Source organism: Malikia sp., from assembly GCF_028687635.1.
GTDB lineage: Bacteria > Pseudomonadota > Gammaproteobacteria > Burkholderiales > Burkholderiaceae_C > Malikia.
On record NZ_JAQTZS010000003.1, the window covers coordinates 164554 to 182536 of the forward strand.

The 17983-nt window shown below is 61.4% G+C and carries 16 protein-coding genes; 2 read left to right on the forward strand and 14 right to left on the reverse strand.

The genetic code is table 11. The features are described 5' to 3' along the window. Nucleotides 1–37: 37 nt before the first annotated feature. From PHR85_RS03490 to PHR85_RS03555, 14 genes are read right to left on the reverse strand one after another with little or no spacing between them, the layout of a single operon-like run. Nucleotides 38–787: a 1-acyl-sn-glycerol-3-phosphate acyltransferase gene (locus tag PHR85_RS03490; RefSeq protein ID WP_300050489.1), complete on the reverse strand. Its 750-nt coding sequence runs from the start codon at nt 785–787 to the stop codon at nt 38–40. Nucleotides 788–797: 10 nt separating this feature from the next. Continuing rightward, complete coding sequence (locus PHR85_RS03495; protein WP_300050491.1) at nt 798–2126, reverse strand: dihydroorotase; 1329 nt, start codon at nt 2124–2126, stop codon at nt 798–800. A 23-nt stretch (nt 2127–2149) separates the two neighbouring features. Then, complete coding sequence (locus PHR85_RS03500; RefSeq protein ID WP_300050494.1) at nt 2150–3109, reverse strand: aspartate carbamoyltransferase catalytic subunit; 960 nt, start codon at nt 3107–3109, stop codon at nt 2150–2152. A 1-nt stretch (nt 3110) separates the two neighbouring features. After that, a complete protein-coding gene (gene pyrR / locus PHR85_RS03505; RefSeq protein WP_300050497.1) occupies nt 3111–3632 on the reverse strand; it encodes a bifunctional pyr operon transcriptional regulator/uracil phosphoribosyltransferase PyrR in 522 nt (173 codons plus the stop codon). Continuing rightward, complete coding sequence (gene ruvX / locus PHR85_RS03510) at nt 3629–4048, reverse strand: Holliday junction resolvase RuvX (protein ID WP_300050500.1); 420 nt, start codon at nt 4046–4048, stop codon at nt 3629–3631. The genes pyrR and ruvX overlap by 4 nt, the downstream gene beginning before the upstream one ends. Continuing rightward, entirely contained in the window at nt 4045–4782 is a 738-nt protein-coding gene (locus tag PHR85_RS03515) for a YqgE/AlgH family protein (RefSeq protein WP_300050503.1), read from the reverse strand. The genes ruvX and PHR85_RS03515 overlap by 4 nt, the downstream gene beginning before the upstream one ends. Nucleotides 4783–4824: 42 nt before the next feature. Then, nucleotides 4825–7977 carry a type I restriction endonuclease subunit R gene (locus tag PHR85_RS03520; RefSeq protein WP_300050652.1) on the reverse strand — a complete coding sequence of 1051 codons (3153 nt, stop codon included), beginning with the start codon at nt 7975–7977 and terminating at the stop codon, nt 4825–4827. Continuing rightward, nucleotides 7977–8519, reverse strand: a complete 543-nt coding sequence (locus PHR85_RS03525) for a hypothetical protein (RefSeq protein ID WP_300050506.1) — start codon at nt 8517–8519, stop codon at nt 7977–7979. The genes PHR85_RS03520 and PHR85_RS03525 overlap by 1 nt, the downstream gene beginning before the upstream one ends. Then, a complete protein-coding gene (locus tag PHR85_RS03530; protein WP_300050509.1) occupies nt 8516–9529 on the reverse strand; it encodes an ATP-binding protein in 1014 nt (337 codons plus the stop codon). The genes PHR85_RS03525 and PHR85_RS03530 overlap by 4 nt, the downstream gene beginning before the upstream one ends. After that, nucleotides 9526–10206, reverse strand: coding sequence for a DUF4276 family protein (locus PHR85_RS03535; protein ID WP_300050512.1), 681 nt, complete (start codon nt 10204–10206; stop codon nt 9526–9528). Before PHR85_RS03535 ends, PHR85_RS03530 begins: the two co-directional genes overlap by 4 nt. Then, nucleotides 10203–11339 (reverse strand): AAA family ATPase, encoded by a 1137-nt coding sequence (locus PHR85_RS03540; protein WP_300050515.1) that lies wholly within the window; start codon nt 11337–11339, stop codon nt 10203–10205. Before PHR85_RS03540 ends, PHR85_RS03535 begins: the two co-directional genes overlap by 4 nt. 1 nt (nt 11340) lies before the next feature. Continuing rightward, a complete protein-coding gene (locus PHR85_RS03545; protein WP_300050518.1) occupies nt 11341–12357 on the reverse strand; it encodes an SIR2 family protein in 1017 nt (338 codons plus the stop codon). Between the two features lie 2 nt (nt 12358–12359). Beyond that, nucleotides 12360–13718 carry a restriction endonuclease subunit S gene (locus PHR85_RS03550; protein WP_300050521.1) on the reverse strand — a complete coding sequence of 453 codons (1359 nt, stop codon included), beginning with the start codon at nt 13716–13718 and terminating at the stop codon, nt 12360–12362. Continuing rightward, the gene (locus PHR85_RS03555; protein WP_300050524.1) at nt 13708–15429 is read right to left on the reverse strand and encodes a class I SAM-dependent DNA methyltransferase; all 1722 of its coding nucleotides are present in this window, start codon (nt 15427–15429) and stop codon (nt 13708–13710) included. The genes PHR85_RS03550 and PHR85_RS03555 overlap by 11 nt, the downstream gene beginning before the upstream one ends. 54 nt (nt 15430–15483) lie before the next feature. Between PHR85_RS03555 and PHR85_RS03560 the strand changes: the two genes are divergently transcribed. Further along, nucleotides 15484–16980: a deoxyribodipyrimidine photo-lyase gene (locus tag PHR85_RS03560; protein WP_300050526.1), complete on the forward strand. Its 1497-nt coding sequence runs from the start codon at nt 15484–15486 to the stop codon at nt 16978–16980. Nucleotides 16981–17012: 32 nt separating this feature from the next. Continuing rightward, the gene (locus tag PHR85_RS03565; RefSeq protein WP_300050528.1) at nt 17013–17972 is read left to right on the forward strand and encodes a bifunctional hydroxymethylpyrimidine kinase/phosphomethylpyrimidine kinase; all 960 of its coding nucleotides are present in this window, start codon (nt 17013–17015) and stop codon (nt 17970–17972) included. Nucleotides 17973–17983 lie beyond the last annotated feature (11 nt).

A 17983-nucleotide genomic window follows, 5' to 3' on the forward strand; every position in this document is an offset into this window, starting at 1 on the left:
AAAACGGAAAAGGTTGAAGAAACGGCGCGCGGCGGCTTCAGTCGGGCAGCGGCAGATCGATCCGCAGCGCCAGCTCGCGCCGCAGCGCCTCGGCCCAGGTACGGCGGTCGCGGCCTTGCGCGCGGTCGACCTCGCCGACATGCAGCTCGGCCTGCAGGCGGGTCGCGCCCAGCGTGCGCCAGAGCGAGCGCAGCAGGCTGGTGTCGCCGACATAGGTCGGGCCGTCATGGCGCCGGCCGTCGCGGGCATCGGTGTACCGCAGGCCGAGCAGTTGCACCGGCGTATCGGTCGTGAGCGCGGCTTGCAGCAGGTTGGCGTGAAAGGGCAACAGGCTGCCGCCGTCGCTGGTGGTGCCCTCGGGGAAGACCCCGAGCCGGTCGCCGGCCCGCAGCCGCTCGGCCATCAGGTGCACCACCCGCATGGCGTCGCGCCGGCGGTCGCGCTCGATGAAGAGCGTGCCGGCTCCCTCGACCAGGCGGCCGATCAGCGGCCAGTGCCGCACATCGGCCTTGGAGACGAAGCGGCAGGGCAGCGCCGCGTCGATCACGATGATGTCGAGCCAGGAGATATGGTTGGCCAGCACCAGCAGCGGCCCGGCACCGGGCAGCTCGCCATGCACGACCAGGCGCACCCCCATGAGTTCGAGCAGCCGGCGCGACCAGGCCTGCACCAGCGCCTGGCGCTGCTGGAAAGCCAGCGCGCCGAAGCGGCGCCGGATGGTCCAGGCTCCCGACAGCAGATGCGCGAGCACGCGCAGCAGGCGCCCGGCGGCGCGCAGCGACTTCATGCGCGCGCTCTCAGGCGCGCTGCGCGGCCAGCGCGTCGTAAGCGACCTGACCGGCCACCAGCGTGGTGCGCACCGAGACCGGCAGCTCGTGGCCGCCGAACGGGGTGTGCTTGCCACGGCTGCACAACGTATCCTCGCCCACCGTCCAGTAGGCCTTGGGGTCGATCACGCAGAGGTCGGCCACGCCGCCAACGACCAGGCGACCGACGCTGGCTTCCAGCGTGCCCAGGCTGCGCCCCAGCACGGCGGCCGGCCCCTGGGTCAGCACGGCGAGCGCGCGCGCCAGCGGCACGCCATCCTGCTCGGCCCATTTCCAGGCCAGGCCCAGCAGCAGCTCGACCGCGGTGGCGCCGGCCTCGGCCTCGGCGAAGGGCAGGATCTTGGCGTCGGCATCGACCGGATTGTGGTCGGACACCAGCGCGTCGATGGTGCCGTCGGCCAGGCCACGGCGCAGCGCCTCGCGGTCGCGCTGCTGGCGCACCGGCGGCTGCAGGCGCAGGCGGCTGTCGAAATAGCCGATGTCGATGTCGGTCAGGTGCAGGTTGTGCACGCTGATGTCGCAGGTCACCGGCAGGCCCTCGGCCTTGGCCTGGCGCACCAGTTCGAGGCCGGCGGCGCTGCTGATGCGGCACAGGTGCAGCTGGACCTGGGTGCCCGGGGTCTTGCAGACGCCGCGCAGCAACTCGAACAGGGTCTGCAGCGCGATCACCTCGGCCGCGACCGGGATGCCGGCCAGGCCCAGGCGGGTCGCCAGCGAGCCGCTGGCGGCCACGCCCTTGCCAAGCCAGAAGTCCTGCGGCCGCAGCCAGACGCTGTAGCCGAAGGTCGCGGCGTACTGCAGCGCGCGCTGCAGCACCTGGGTGTTGACGATTGGCACCTCGGCCTGACCGAAGCCGACGCAGCCCGAGTCGGTCAGCTCGACCATCTCGGTCAGCACCTCGCCCTTGAGGCCACGGGTCAGCGCGCCGAGCGGGAACACCCGCGCCTGGTGCAGCTTCTCGGCGCGGTACTTGAGCATCTGGACCAGGCCGGGCTCGTCGAGCACCGGCTCGGTGTCGGGCGGACAGACCAGGCTGGTGACGCCGCCGGCGGCGGCGGCGGCCGTCTCGCTCGCCAGCATGCCGGCGTGCTCCTGGCCGGGCTCGCGCAGCCGCATCGACAGGTCGACCAGGCCCGGCGCGACGATGCAGCCGCTGGCGTCGATGACGCGGTTCGGGGTGAAATCGGCCGGGATCTGGCCGATGCCGACGATGCGGCCGGCCGCGATGGCGATATCGGCCAGGCGGTCGGTGCCGCTGGCGGGGTCGATCAGGCGACCGCCCTGGATCAGGGTTTTCATGTGAAGTCCTTGTCTATGGCGGTTCAGGCCATGTTGCCGGCGACGATGCCCATCACGGCCATGCGCACCGCGATGCCGAAGGTCACCTGCGGCAGCACCACGCTCTGGCCGCCGTCGACCACGCTGGAGTCGATCTCGACGCCACGGTTGATCGGGCCCGGGTGCATCACGATCGCATCGGGCTTGGCCCATTGCATGCGCTCAGTGGTAACGCCAAAGCTCTTGAAATACTCGTGGCTGGACGGCAGCAGCGCGCCACTCATGCGCTCGTTCTGCAGCCGCAGCGTGATGACGACATCGGCGTCTCGGATGCCCTCCTCCAGCGTGTGGCAGACCCGCACGCCCATGTCGGCGAACTCGGACGGCACCAGGGTGCGCGGGCCGACCACGCGCAGGTCGGGGCAGCCCAGCGTGGTCAGCGCGTGGATGTCGGAACGCGCCACGCGCGAGTGCAGCACGTCGCCGACGATGGCCACCGACAGATTCGTGAAGTCCTTCTTGTAGTGGCGGATCGTGTACATGTCGAGCAGGCCCTGGGTCGGATGCGCGTGGCGGCCATCACCGGCGTTGACGACATGGACATGGGGCGCGACATGCTGCGCGATCAGGTAGGGCGCGCCCGACTCGCCGTGGCGCACGACGAAGATGTCGGCCGCCATCGCCGACAGGTTGGCGATGGTGTCGAGCAGCGACTCGCCCTTGGCGGTCGAGCTGCGCGCGATGTCGAGGTTGAACACGTCGGCGCTCAGGCGCTTGGCCGCGATCTCGAAGGTGGTACGGGTGCGGGTGCTGTTCTCGAAGAACAGGTTGAACACGCTTTTTCCGCGCAGCAGCGGCACCTTCTTGACCTCGCGGTCACCGATGCTGACGAAGTTGGCGGCAGTATCGAGGATCTGGGTCAGGATCTCGCGCGGCAGGCCCTCGGTCGAGAGCAGGTGAATCAGCTCGCCGTTGCTGTTGAGCTGGGGATTGCGTTTCTTCATCTCAGGTCTCCGCGTTCTTGTCTTGCACCACAAAGCTGAAATGGCCCTGCGCGTCGCGCGCGAGCTCGAAGGACTGGCTGACCGGCAGCGTCAGGCGCACGGCGGCGAAGTCGGCCTGCATCGGCAGCTCGCGCCCGCCACGGTCGACCAGCACCGCCAGCTGCACGCTGGCCGGGCGGCCGTAGTCGAACAGCTCGTTGATCACGGCCCGGATGGTGCGGCCGGTGTAGAGCACATCGTCGATCAGCAGCACCTGGGTGCCATCGACATCGAAGGGCAGCCGGGTCTGCTCGCTGCTCGCGCTCAAGCCGCGCTGCTTGTAGTCGTCGCGGTGCATGGCCGACGAGATCACGCCGATCTCGCCCGCCAGCCCCAGCTCGCGCTGCAGCCGCGCGGCCAGCCAGGCACCGCCCGAGGTCACGCCGACCAGCTTCAGCGGGCCGGCGCTCATCGCGATCAGGCCCTTTACGCCGCGCAGCAGCTCGGCGTAAAGCGCTTCCGCGTCCAGATTCAAGAAACTCAAGGCAAACTCCTCAAAAATTGTTCCAGGATGATGCAGGCCGAAACCGCATCGACGTCCTTGGCGCCGAGGCTGTGGGCCTCGGTCGTGCTGTAGCGCTCGTCGACCTCGTAGACCGCGAGGTTGAAGCGGCCGCGCAGCTGGCGCGCGAACTTGAGCGCGCGCACAGTGTTCTCGTGCGCGGCGCCGTCGGGGTGGAAGGGTACGCCAACGACGAGTGCATCGGGCTGCCATTCCTTGATGCGGGCCGCCACCTGCAGGAAGCGCGCGTCGCTGCCCTCGGCCTTGATCGTGGCCTGCGGCGTGGCGGTGCGCGTGATGCGGTTGCCGCTGGCGACGCCGGTGCGCTTGGTGCCGAAGTCGAAGGCCAGGAAGCTCATCTGGCCCGGCGGGACGACGGGTATTGGCAGGCCGCTCATGCGCGCCCCGATCCCGGCGCCAGCATCCAGGGCTCCAGCCCCAGCAAGGCCATGGCTTTCTCGTAGCGCTGCTCGACCGGGGTGTCGAAGATCACGGCCGGGTCGGCCGCCACGGTCAGCCAGCTGTTCTCGGCCAGTTCGGATTCGAGCTGGCCTTCGCCCCAGGACGAATAGCCGAGCGCGACCATCACCTTGCGCGGTCCGGCACCCGACGAGAGCGCCTCCAGCACATCGCGCGAGGTCGTCATCTCCAGCCCGCCTTCGATGCGCAGGCTGGAGGCATAGGCCGAATGCACGACCGGCTCGTCGTCCGGCGCCTCGGTGTCGGCTTCGTCGGTCGCCGGCTCGGCCGATGGCGAGGGCGAAGCCGCGCGTTCGAGGCTGGCGAGCGCCTCGCGGATCGCCTCGCGGATGGCGGGTGGGGTCTCGTCGCTGCCGACGGCCTGCGCCTCGCCCATGGCCTCGTGCAGCACGAAGCCGCGCTCGGTCTGGATCGGCCCACCGCGCAGCAGCGGCGCATGGCGCAGGTCCTCGCGGCGCAGCGGCAAGTCGAGGCGCTCGAACAATTCCCCGAGCCCGTTGTCGCTCGGCTTGTTGATGATCAGGCCCAGCGCGCCGCGCGCGCTATGCTCGCACAGGTAAACCACGCTCTTGCCAAAGAGTTCGTCGTTCAGCCCGGGCATGGCGATCAGGAAATGATGGGTCAAGTTAATAGGGGCGGTATCCGAACTCATAGGACTGGATTTTACGTGGCCGACACCAGCCTCCCGAGCAAGCTAGCTAGACCATGTGCTCGCAAGGGACTCGGCCTGCATCAAAACCAGCTCTACAGCATCAGCCTCGCCAGGACCAGGAGGCGGATACTTCCATCTTTGCAAAGTTCGTCGTACCAGAATACGTAGCTTGGCTCGCACGCTTTCCCGTACCTGCCAGTCCACTGTCGTGCTGCCTCTCAGCTTTTCAGTGATTTCGACCGCGATTTTCTTCAGCGTCTCATCCCCCAACTCACGCACAGCTTGCTCGTTGCTCGCCAACGCGTCGTAGAAGGCAATCTCGTCCTGGCCGAGACCCAGGGCCGCCTCGCGCTCCAGCACAGCCTGGAAGTCCTTGGCCATCTGGATCAGTTCCTCGATGACTTGGGCCGTCTCGACAGCGCGGTTGTGATACTTGCGCAGGGTTTCCAGCAGCCGGTCGCCGTACTTCTTCTCTTGCACGACGTTGTTGCGCGCCCGCGCCTTGATCTCGTCACGCAGCAGTTTTTCCAGCAACTCCACCGCCAGATTGCGGCTTTTCATCTGGCGCACATCCTCAAGGAACTCGTCGGATAGCAGACCGATGTTGGGCTTGTCCAAGCCAGCCAGCGCAAAGATGTCTGCTACCCCGTCTGCGACGATGGCGTTATCCAGGATCTGTTTGAGCGCACTGTTTTTCTCTTCGGTGGAGCGCTTCTTGTCCACCGTGGTGAACTTGGTGATGGCCGCCTTGATGGCAGAAAAAAAAGCAATTTCCTTGCGCAGCGCGGCGGCATCATCCAGCGTGCCGCACAGCGAATAGGCCTTGGCCACCGCGACCATAGTGTCGAGGAAGCGCTGCTTGCCGTCCTTCAAACCCAGCAAGTGGTTGGCGCAGGGCACCAGTAACGCGGCAGCCTGGGTCTCGAATCCACTGTAGTCGCAGCCGTGCATCATGCCGCGCACGATGTCCATCTTCTCCAGCAACACCGCAAGGGCCTCAGCGGCGTTGTGCGTGGGGTCGCCCTTGCCTTTGGCTTCGGTGTAGGTCTTGAGCGCCGCCTTCAGCTCGTTGGCAATCCCGATGTAATCCACCACCAGGCCGCCCGGCTTGTTCTTAAACACCCGGTTCACCCGTGCAATCGCCTGCATCAGGTTGTGGCCTTTCATGGGCTTGTCCACATACATGGTGTGGCAGCAGGGGGCATCAAAGCCGGTCAGCCACATATCGCGCACGATCACTAGCTTCAACGGGTCTTTGGCATCCTTGAAGCGTTTTTCCATTCGCTTCTTGACCTGTTTGCTGTACAGGTGGGCTTGCAGCAGCGGCTTGTCTGCCGCCGAGCCCGTCATCACGATCTTGATCTCGCCTTGCTCGGGGTCGTCGCTATGCCACTCGGGGCGCAGTGCGACGACGGCCTTGTAAAGCTGCGCGCAAATGTCGCGGCTCATGCAGACGATCATCGCCTTGCCATCCAGCGTTGAGCTACGGGTTTCGAAGTGATCGACCAAGTCCTTGGCCACTTGCGCCAGACGTGGCTCAGCACCCACCAGCTTTTCCAGCGCAGCCCACTCGCTCTTGGTCTTCTCGCGACTGGCAATGTCTTCTTCATCTTCCACCACTTCTTCGACCTGCTCGTTAAGCGCGTCGATCTCAGCCTGCTTCACATCCAGCTTAGCCAAGCGGCTCTCGTAGAAGATGGGTACGGTGGCTCCATCGTCCACGGCATCCTGAATGTCGTAGATACTGACATAGTCGCCGAATACCGCGCGGGTGTCCTTATCCTCCAGGGCAATCGGGGTGCCGGTAAAACCGATAAAGGTGGCATTCTTCAGGGCGTCGCGCAGGTGCTTGGCATAGCCGAACACGTACTTGCCCGCCTTCTCGTCAAAGCGCCCCTTCATGCCGTATTGGCTGCGGTGTGCTTCGTCCGAAATCACCACGATGTTGGAGCGCTCGGACAGCAGCGGGTGCTCGTCCTCCTCATCCAGCAGCGCAAACTTCTGCACCGTGGTGAAGATGATGCCGCCCGCCTGGCGCGAGGCCAGCATCTCGCGCAATTCGTCGCGGCTCCCGGCTTGCAGCGGCGTGGTCTTGAGCAAGTCACTAACCGCGCAGAAGGTGGCAAACAGTTGCCCATTCAAATCATTACGGTCCGTCACCACCACCAAGGTCGGGTTCTTCATCTCGGGCTGTTGCAGCAGCTTGCCCGCGTAGCAGGCCATGGTGATGCTCTTGCCAGATCCTTGGGTGTGCCAAACCACACCGGCCTTACGCGAGCCCGGCTTCACCTCTTTACCGTAAGTAGCGCGCTCTTCACGCACCTCCAGCAAACCCTTGTCGGGCGATCTGGCCGCAATCACCGTGGCGCGCACTGCCTCACGCACCGCGTGGAACTGGTGGTAGCCCGCGATCTTTTTAACAACCACATCGCCATCCTGCTCGAACAGCACAAAGTGGCGGATGTAATCAAGGAACAACTCCGGTGCAAAAAAGCCGCGCACCACGGTTTCCAGCTCCAGTTGCAGGCGGGGCCGATCATCCTCGTTGGCAATGGTGCGCCAGGGCAACATGCGCTCGGCGTTGGCCGTGAGTGAGCCCACGCGGGCCGTCCAACCATCGCTGACCACCAGCGCTTCGTTGCTGTTGAACAGGTCGCTGATCTCGTCCTTGTAGGTCTGCAACTGGTTGAAGGCGTCCCACACGTCCGTCTGTTCGTTGGCCGGGTTCTTCAGCTCGATCACCGCCAGCGGCAGGCCGTTGATGAAAGTCACCAGGTCGGGGCGCCTGGGCTGCTTGGTGCCTGTGACAGTGAACTGGTTGATCACCAGGAATTCGTTGTGCTGCGGGTTGGCAAAGTCGATCAGGTGCACCAGATCGGTTTTCTTTTCGTCCCCTACTGAAAATTCCACCGATACACCAGATAGAAGCAGCCGGTGAAAACTGCGGTTGCGCACCACTGCCAGTGGCTCACTGATGGTGTGCACGGTGTGAACGGCCTGCTCCAGCGCTGCAGCGGGGATGTGTGGGTTGATGCGAACCAAGGCCGCCAGCAGCCGGTCGCGCAAAATGATCTGCCGGTAGTCGGCGCGTTCTGGAGTGTCACCGTCGGGTGCGATGTCTGGCCCGTGCACAAACCGCCAGCCGGTTTCCTGAAACCAAACGATGCAGAGGTCTTCGAGTTCTTGTTCGTTCATCATAACGCGGCTCCTGCTGCTGGCAGAATCAAGCCGTGCTTTTGTGCCAGCTCATGGTTCAGGACTACGACAGAGGTGGCAGGGAGTGCCCACGTTTTCACGATGGGCTTGAGAACCAGCGACAGCGCACTTTGCAGCGGTGCCAGCCATTCCTGCTTATGCCCGTTGATGACCAGTACAAAACGGAATCCCTGTGCCTGCAGATCAAGCGTCTTGAAAGAATCAGGCAGTTCATCAGCCGCTGCAGGATGGCGCTGCAGCCGAGCGGCGACGGCGAGCAAGAAGCCGTGGGTCAGCTTGCTGCGAATTTCGTCGATGAACTCCGTAAAGTTAGGCTGCGTCTCTGGCCTTGGGCTGCTGGACTTGGCTTCGACGATCCATACCGTCGGTCCCTCTTGCTGCTGTCGCAGCAACAAGAACTCTGCCATCTGCACGCCTTCCTGAACCTTCTTGTAGCACGCGCTTTTCTCGATGTAAAAGCATTGCCCCACAGGGTAAGGGCCAAACGTCATCCCCGATTCGATGATGGCGTCGGTGCTCATTTCAGGGCCAGCTCCACTTCCTGCTGGTAGAGGCGGATCGACTCGGCAATGATGGGGTTGTCCGGCATGCCGTTCTTAAGGTCATCGCATGCCCAGTCACTGCCGGTGGCAGAAATCACGGGAATCGACCAGCCACGCTCCTGCGCGATCAGGTACAACTTCTTGACCACGAAATAGGAGTGGCTGGCCATGAAGAACTGGATGCCACGTTCGGCCAGCATCGCTACAATGTCCAGCAACTGCGAGATGGCGGTAGGATGCAAGGCCGACTCGGGTTCGTCGATCAGCACCACCGAGTTGGTGTCCAGATAGCGGTTGCCCAGCAGTGTGTCGAGGATAGCGATTTTCTTAATGCCTTCTGCCGTGACTCCAATCGGGAACTTGTGACGACCTCTGACAAACAGCCAGCGACCGGAAGCTTCGTCGTACTCGACCACACCGCCAAGGATGTCCTCTAGCTGACGGCGCGACTTGGCGAATTCATCATAGTTCCGGCCCTTGCTGGTGGAAATACGCAACGCTTTGGCTAGATCGAAGTAGGTGTCATCAAAACCAAAAACCTTGTCCTGCTCGCGCGACTTCAGGATGATCTGATGCAATGACAACACCTCCTTGGCCGGCAAGAAGATCGAATTACTGGCCCGTGGCGGCACAAGATTTTCGAGGCTGGAAATCTGCTTGCTTGTGTCCTTGCCGAAGCTGTAGGAGAAAACTTCTTTCTCGATTGTTAGCGCGCTCGAAAGGGGTGCGTCCGCACCCTTGCTGACCAGGTCACCTATCTTCTCGGCTTGAAATGTCCAGTACAGTTTTTCCCACAGAATCTCTGAAGCAGACCTTTGCTCATCGCCGCGCTTGTAGTCTTCCAGCGTGCGCAGGCTGCTGTAGATGGACTTTAGCAGAAAAGTTTTCCCGCTGCCATTACTGCCAATGACCAGGTTGATCTTGCCGAGTGCCGACCAATTGACTCCATTAAGAGGCCCAAAATTATCGAGTTTAATTTGATTGATCATGATTGAGCCAATTTCCTGATTTGTGCTAGCCACGCTGCAAAGAACGCACACTCGGCCTCGATCTTGGCCAGACCAATCTTCTGGGCAGCAATGGGGCCATGCCTGCGCTTACGATAACTGGGATTATTCAATTCACGCTCCAAGTGCGCCGCAGGCTTGGTTTCAGGCCGGTCGTTGATGTGCTCTGGCGATTCAGCCGCTGCGCGTGCCGCTGCCAGCGCAGCGCTCGCCCTCTGCCAGCTTGGTTCAACGCATGTCAATGTCTGAACATCGCTGAAGAGCAGGGCCTCAAACTCATGAGGCTGGATGTAGGGGATAAAACGATTCGGCTGACATCCAGCTGCGGCCACTACATCCGCATGCAGTTCACACCGGAGCAAAGCCAATCTTCGGCCAAGATTAGGCATAGCTTTGGCCTGTTCAAAGCCCGGAAATCGCTTATCGAGCTTGTAGAGATCGAACAGAGTCGTTACAAATGGAGAACTCTTCTGGCGCAGAGTGTTGCGCAGATGCGGTTTCACCCTATCATAGTTCAGCGCACCACCACGGTTTCCAGGCGAGGTCTCCACCATTTGCGGCTCAAGGTATAGACCCAAGCCGTAAAAGCATGGGGCCAACACATCGCGGACGAATTCTTCTTCTGTCTCGCCCTCGCAGACCACCACAACGCGGCTCATCGGGTCGGCCTCCCGCCCAAGATATTACGTTTCCACAACTCTCCCAAACTGTAATCATCGGTCAACCAGTCCCCCAGTTCTTCCGCATCCAAACGCTTGAATATCGAGGCATCGCCCTCGCGTTGCACCACTACCACATCTTCCGGTCGGAAGTTATTGAGAAGTTCCACGGATTGGGTAGAAACGATGACCTGTTTCGACTCGGCAGCCTCCTTCAACATCTCGGCCAACAAATTTATGGCAAAGGGATGCAGGCCCAGTTCCGGTTCGTCGATCAGCACCGTGTCTGGCAACAAGGCATTGGGCTGCAACAGCAAGGTCGTTAAACAAATGAAACGTAGCGTTCCGTCTGACAGCACATGTGCCTTCCAAGGCGTATCGGGACGCCCGCGTTCCGTCCACTCCAACTCGGTGAACTCACTGATCTCATCGCGAAACACAAAATCACCAAAAAACGGTGCTGCGCGGCGAATGGTTTCCACGATGCGGTCGTAGCTACTCTCGTAGCATGGTGTGGTCTTGAGCTTGCGCAGATAAGCAGCCAAGTTGGCCGCATCGGGCTTAAGGCGCAGGTTATCATTCGTCGCATGAATGCGTTTGACTGCCGCCGTGTCACCTGTGTCGTGAAAGTGGTATTGCCGCCAGATCTGTAACTTATCCAGCACATAGCGGCTGACCGTGGCGCTAGAGCTGCCTTTGTCGGTTCGGATACGCGCACTGTCGTGCCCTGCACCCAGTGAGTAGACTTTGGGAAAGCTGTAGCCAGCCCCTCGAACCGTAGGTTCCTCACGCGAAAAGATCAGACGGTTATCTTGCGTAGCCTCAAGTGTCAGTCGATAGCCGTTTTCATACGAGCCAGTAACTCCCTCATTGGCGGAGAACTGGATCTCTATCTCCATCTGTGGCGTAACTTTACTCCCGTAGTGCAGCAGCGCTTCCGGCCCGCCCCATTTTTGCACCTCTACGGGAAAGTTATCGCCAGCCACCGAGGCCAAGAAGCGGAACAGTCCGATGAAGTTGCTCTTGCCGGCACCGTTAGCCCCAATCATAACATTCAACGGTCGAAGCGCAAACTCTTCCAAATTGGCAATGGACTTATAGCCCTTGATAGTGAGTTTCTGGATTTGGGTCATCTCATTCCTCCATCAATGCCAGAAGTAACGCCTCAATCGATTCATCGTGCTCATTCCCTGGATACCAGATCGGAAATATATTGGCCTTTGCCAATGCCTTTTTGCGCTCGACGCGATCGACCCCATCCTTCAATTCAAGGAAGGCGTAATGTTGTGGTAGGGTATGTGCCTCTTCTTTGGCGATCACCTGCTCCATAGTTCGAAGTGTTCGATCTGTCAATAAGCTACAGCCAACAAATAGCAGTGACTTGCCAAACAAAAATCGGGAGAAGAATCGTTCTACGATGCCGGCATCACCATAGGCTTGTGCATACTCATCACGCAGCAAGACACGATTGGCAACTGTTTCACATGAGCCATGTAGCTTTAGTAGGTACCTTCCTCCGGCATTCAGAATGCGTAATGCCTCTCCCAAATTGCTACCAAAAACCACTTGATCAAAGCCCTGCGATTGCCTAGAAAAGGCAGACTCCAGCAATTTGTCGAAGTTGGTTGTGATGACATTGGACTCTGAAAACACGAGTGGAAACAAATTGATTGAACCGATCGCGGCACAGTCTCTGTCGAAGCATTCCTGAAGTTGCTTATTAAATAATGCCGGACCAAGATCATCGTGAAGTAACTGAGCTGCACCTTCGTAATCCCCGGCACCTAATAGCGACTCCAAATCAACTGGTTTGACGTGTGACTCACTCTGCAGATCCCACAGAAATTTCGTCCACCCGGGATACCCGCTGGGCATTGAAAGACCCGCGCCAAGAAAAGGGACGACATTTCGAGAGCCATATGCCTTCTTAAGTGCGCTGAAACGATTTGCATTGTCGTGCACAGCAAGCACTTGACCCGCCACGTCGCGCAGGGTGCTCTTTCGCTCCTCCACCCAATCCTCAAAAGACAACTGATATGTTTCCGGCTCTAGCTCTTTCAATATTCGGCTCCGCTGAAATGTGGAGCCAACGATGTCCACATCCCCTTCGGAGTTGAGATATTCGTGATATTTTGGTCGCCAAAAATCCATGGTCAACCCTCAAATGTTCCAGATGCTTCAATTTCCCCTGACAGCAACCTAGGGAGCAAGGCATCCCGAGTTGTCGCAAGGGTTGAGCTCTGTGCAGCCAGCGTCTGCATCATCGAAAACATCGAGGAAGCCTTCGCCTCAAAAACAAGGCAAGCGTCGTAAGGTGGACGCACAATGGGTATCTTCTTGAGGTCGGAAACGTTGATGTACGGCAAGGCGGTGCCTGAGACCAAGGTGTTGAAATCGAGTGTGCTAAGCAACGAATACAAAAAGTACTTCCCGGATTTACCTTCAACGGGACTGGCTGACATCAAGTTGTTGTCAATGATCGTCGGGGAAGTTAGCAATCTCCGTCGATTCGAAATCAGTGCCACCCCAATCTTGGCGAAAACGGTCGCCCCCAACGGGTGCAACTTCGCCTTCATTTCGGACTGTTGGGCCTTGCTCACGTAATTGTTGGCCGATTGAATGAAGACCTCGTTGCCCGCAAGGTTCATATCGCTCACCTTGATGAACGGATAGTCCCCCTCTGTACTGCCCTGGTGTTCCGGTTTGAACGCGCTGCCCGCCGTAAAGCTGCAAATATCACCAAGCGCACCACAGGCCCACCCTCTCGGAATCGCCCCCAACTCCGACTCTTCCATCTCATCCGGGAACAGCGCGGCAATGGCGGCGAGATGTTCGTATTGTTCGGGCGGCAGGGCGTCGAGTTCAGCATCGGGTTTTCCGCTGAGGGCGCTCATGGCGACGCGCAGCGGGTCGCGGCCTTCAACGATGGCAGCGATCTTGGCTTTGACCGGGTGGAAATCGACAAACCACGATTTGAAGATGGCTCGCGCCATGGCTTCGAGGGTTTGGTTGATGCGGCGGTTGATTTCGATCTTGTCGTCAATGCCTTTGAAGAAGCGAGAGATTACCTGTTGCTCTCCCTTAGGCGGAATAGAAGCGGGAATGTCGAGTAATTGATCGCGACCAACGTTGGGGAATGTTGAACCAGTTGCAGCGGCAAGCAGATCGGGGAGTTTGAGCTCAATAACTGCTCTGACAAAATGCTGAAAGGCGTCACCGTCACGGTGCCGGATTGCCGCAAGCCCTCTCCCAATCGCATACTCCTGATCAGCCCAATTCATGCGCCCGGTGGTCGAACCGCGCACACAGAATAATAGATCTCCTGGATTTGCTTTCTTGCGCACGTCAGTTGTGAACTGCACAGGAGTTGGGTTTATGGAGCCAAACTCAGTTGGCCCGTTTAACAGTGGCTTTCCCTGAAATGCTTCATTGACGTAATCAGCAGTTGGAGACTGCCCCATCACAACGTCAGCAATATCTCGTAGGCGTCCAGGTTTCCAATCAGAAGCCATAACCCAACCCCGCCAAGTTCTTCTTGATCTCGCCCTCCAGCTTCGCACTCTCCGCAAACTGCTCGGCCAATTGCGCCGTCAGCCGCGCCATCTTGTCTGCGAAGACTTCGCCGTCGTCCTCCTGCGCCTCGGCGCCCACATAACGCCCTGGCGTCAGCACATGCTCGTGCTTACGGATGTCGTCCAGCGAGGCGGAATAGCAGAAGCCCACCACATCCTCATAACCTTCGCCCAGTTGCCAAGCATGGAAGGTGTCGGCCACCTTCTTGATGTCCTCCAACGTGAAGTCACGTAGCACGCGGTCTTTCATATAGCCCAACTGGCGGGCGTCGATAAACAGGAACTGGCCGCGCCGGTCGCGTTTGGTTTTGTTGAGCGCCAGACCATTGCGTTTGTCGCGGGCGAGGAACCAGATGCAGGCCGGGATTTGCGTGTTGGTGAAGAGTTGACCGGGCAAGGCAACCATGCACTCCACGTAGTCATCCTCGATCAGCTTTTTGCGAATTTCGCCTTCGTTGTTGGTGTTGCTGCTCATCGAGCCATTGGCCAGCAGCAGGGCCATACTGCCCGCCGGGGCCAGGTGGTAGAGCATGTGTTGCAGCCAGGCGAAGTTGGCGTTGCCCTGCGGCGGCGTGCCGGCAATCCAGCGCGGGTCGCTGACCAGTTTTTCGTTCCACCATTCCTTCATGTTGAAGGGCGGGTTGGCCATGACGAAGTCGGCGCGCAGGTCGGGATGCAGGTCGTTGAGCAGAGTGTCGCCAGGTTGCCCGCCGAAGTTGAAGTCGATGCCACGAATGGCCATGTTCATGGCCGCCAAGCGCCAGGTGGTGGGATTGCTTTCCTGCCCGTACACGCTGATCTGCCCACTCTTGCCGTTGGCCACCTTGCCACCGTGCTGTTCGATGAACTCTTCGCTCTGCACAAAGAAGCCACCCGAGCCCATGGCCGGGTCGTACACGCGGCCCTTGAAGGGCTGCAGCATTTCCACAATGAGCGTAACGATGCTCTTGGGCGTGTAGTACTGGCCACCCTTCTTGCCTTCGGCCAGCGCGAACTGGCCGAGGAAGTATTCGTAAACGTGGCCGAGGATGTCCTTGCTCTTCAAGTTGAGCGGCTGGCCGTTGTAGTCCTTCCGGTTGAAATCGGTGTCCGAGAAGTGGGCGATCAGGTCGGCCAGCTTGTGGTTGTCAATCTGCGTGCGGGCAAAGTCTTTGTTGAGCACGTTCTTGAGCTTTTTCTCGTTCTCGCGCTCGACGGCTTCCATAGCATTATCAATAAGCCAACCGACGCTGCGCATCTCTTCCGGCTCTGGCTGTCCCGATTTTCCTGGGCCGGGCTTGTTCCAGGGTAGTGGCGCTTTGGGCGGCAGTTGGGCACAGTCGCGTAGGGTTTGCCAGCGGGCTTCCAGCGGCACCCAGAACACGTTTTTCTCGGTGTAGTAGTCGCGCACCTCCAGCTCGGCAGCCACGTCCTCGTCGTAGGTACCCACGTAATCTGCCGGGTCCATGTAGTAATCATGATCCGGGTTCTGAAACTGCTCGCGTAGCTCTTTTTGCCGCTCTTCAAAAGCGTCGGAGACGTACTTCAGGAAAATCAGGCCCAGCACCACATGCTTGTAGACGGCAGCGTCCAGGTTGGAGCGCAGCTTGTCGGCAGCTGTCCAGAGCTTTTTTTCCAGGTCGTTGAAAAAATGTTGTTCTATCGGGTTCATAGTTGGAATTATGACTGCCATATGATCGCCACCAGCCACACACAATAGAGCATGATGAGCCCCCCCCAAAAAAAATACGACAGCGGACTGATTTGGTTCCGGCGCGACCTGCGCGCGACCGACCAGGCCGCGCTCTACCACGCGCTGAAGGACTGCAAACGGGTCTGGTGCGCCTTCGTCTTTGACACCGACATCCTGCGGCCGCTGCTCGAACGCGGCCTGAAAGCCGACCGCCGGGTCGAGTTCATCCACGAGTCGCTGCTCGACCTGGATGAACAGCTGCGCGGGCTCGGGCGCGCCAACGGCTCGGACGGCGTCGGGCTGATCGTGCGCCACGGCCCGGCTGGCGACGAGATCCCGCGCCTGGCGAGCGAGCTCGGCGTGCAGGCGGTCTACGCCAACCACGACGACGAGCCCGGCGCGCGCCAGCGCGACCAGCAGGTGCTCGGCAAGCTGGCCCATGCCGGCATCATGCTGCACCTGCACAAGGACCATGCGATCTTCGAGCGCCACGAGCTCGTGACACAGAACGGCCGGCCCTACGGTGTCTTCACGCCCTACAAGAACGCCTGGCTCAAGAAGATCACCCCTTACCACCTCAAGCCCTATCCGGTCGAGCGCCACGCCGGCGCGCTCGCGCCCTGCCCCGCCGCGCATCCGGCCGGCGTGCCCGCGCTGGCGGACATCGGCTTCGAGGCCACCAACCTGCGCGCGCTCAGGATCCGCACCGGCAGCCACGGTGCCCAGGGCCTGTTCGAGGACTTCCTGACCCGGATCGAGCGCTACCAGCAGGCGCGCGACTTCCCCGCCGTCAAGGGGCCGAGCTACCTGAGCGTGCACCTGCGCTTTGGCACCATCAGCATCCGCCAGCTCGCCGGCGTCGCGCACCAGATGCACCTGCAAGGCCTGATCGGTGCCAGCACCTGGCTGTCCGAGCTGATCTGGCGCGACTTCTACCTGCAGATCCTGGCCAACTTCCCGCAGGTGGCGACCGGCTCGTTCAAGCCCGAATACGACGCGATCCAGTGGGAGCATGGCAAGGCCGCCGAGCTGGCCTTTGCCGCCTGGTGCGAGGGCCGCACCGGCTATCCGCTGGTCGACGCGGCGATGCGCCAGCTGAACCAGACCGGCTACATGCACAACCGGCTGCGCATGGTCACGGCCAGCTTCCTGTGCAAGGACCTCGGGATCGACTGGCGGCGCGGCGAGGCCTATTTCGCCGAGCGGCTGATCGACTTCGACCTGGCGGCCAACAACGGCGGCTGGCAATGGGCGAGTTCGAGCGGCTGCGACGCCCAGCCCTGGTTCCGCATCTTCAACCCGGTCAGCCAGAGCGAGAAGTTCGACCCGCAGGGCAAGTTCATTCGGCGCTATCTGCCTGAGCTCGCCAAGCTGCCCGACGCCGCGCTGCACGCGCCCTGGCTGGCGGGTCCGCTGGAACTGGAGGCCGCCGGCCTGACGCTGGGCCGGGACTATCCGCGCCCCCTGGTCGACCACGCGCTGGCGCGCGAGCAGACGCTGGCGCGCTATGCGGTGGTCAGGAAATCCTGACAACGGCATGGTCTTATAAAATCCCCCTGTAGATGAACTCCTCTTCCGAACTGCCGCCCGCACCCGAGCCCGGCGAGGACGCCCAGACCCATGGTCTGCCCTGCGTCATGACCTTCAACGCCAACGACCCCAGCGGCGCCGCCGGCCTGGCCTGCGACGTCGCCGCGATGGCGAGCGCCTCCTGCCATGTGCTGCCGGTGCTGACCGCCGTGCTGCTGGGCGACACCCGCAGCGTGCACCGCCATGTGGCAATCGACGGGGAAACCGTCGAGGAGCAGGCGCGTGACGCCCTCGAAGACATGGCGGTGCAGGCCTTCAAGGTCGGCTACGCCGGCAGCCCGGAGAACCTGGGCGCGATCGCGCGCGTGCTGTCCGACTACGACGGCGTGCCCGTGATCGGCTACATGCCCGACCTGTCCTGGTGCGAGGCATCGGCACTGGAGGACTACCTCGACGCCTGTGTCGGCCTGCTGCTGCCGCACACCACGGTGCTGGTCGGCAACCACAGCACGCTGTGCCGCTGGCTGCTGCCCGACTGGGACGAGGAGCGCGCACCGACCGCGCGCGACATCGCGCGCGCGGCCTACGCGCTCGGCACCCCCTTCACGCTGGTGACCGGCTTCATCGCGGCCGACCAGCTGATCGAGAACCACCTGGCCTCGCCCGAGACCCTGCTCGCGAGCGCGCGCTACGAGCGCTTCGAGGCCCGCTTCAGCGGTGCCGGCGAGACGCTGTCGGCCGCGCTGTGCGCCCTGCTGGCCGCCGGCAGCGAGTTGCAGGATGCCTGCGCCGAGGCGCTGACCTACCTCGACCGCAGCCTGGCCGCGGGCTTTCGGCCCGGCATGGGCCGCGCGCTGCCCGACCGGATGTTCTGGGCCCACGAGTCCGATGCCGAGGACGGCAAGGGTCCCGAAGCCGAACCCGAAGCCAGCCCCACCACGACCGCCGACGACCTGCTGGCGAGCCTTTCCCATGACGCCACGCCGCACTGAGCGTGACTCCA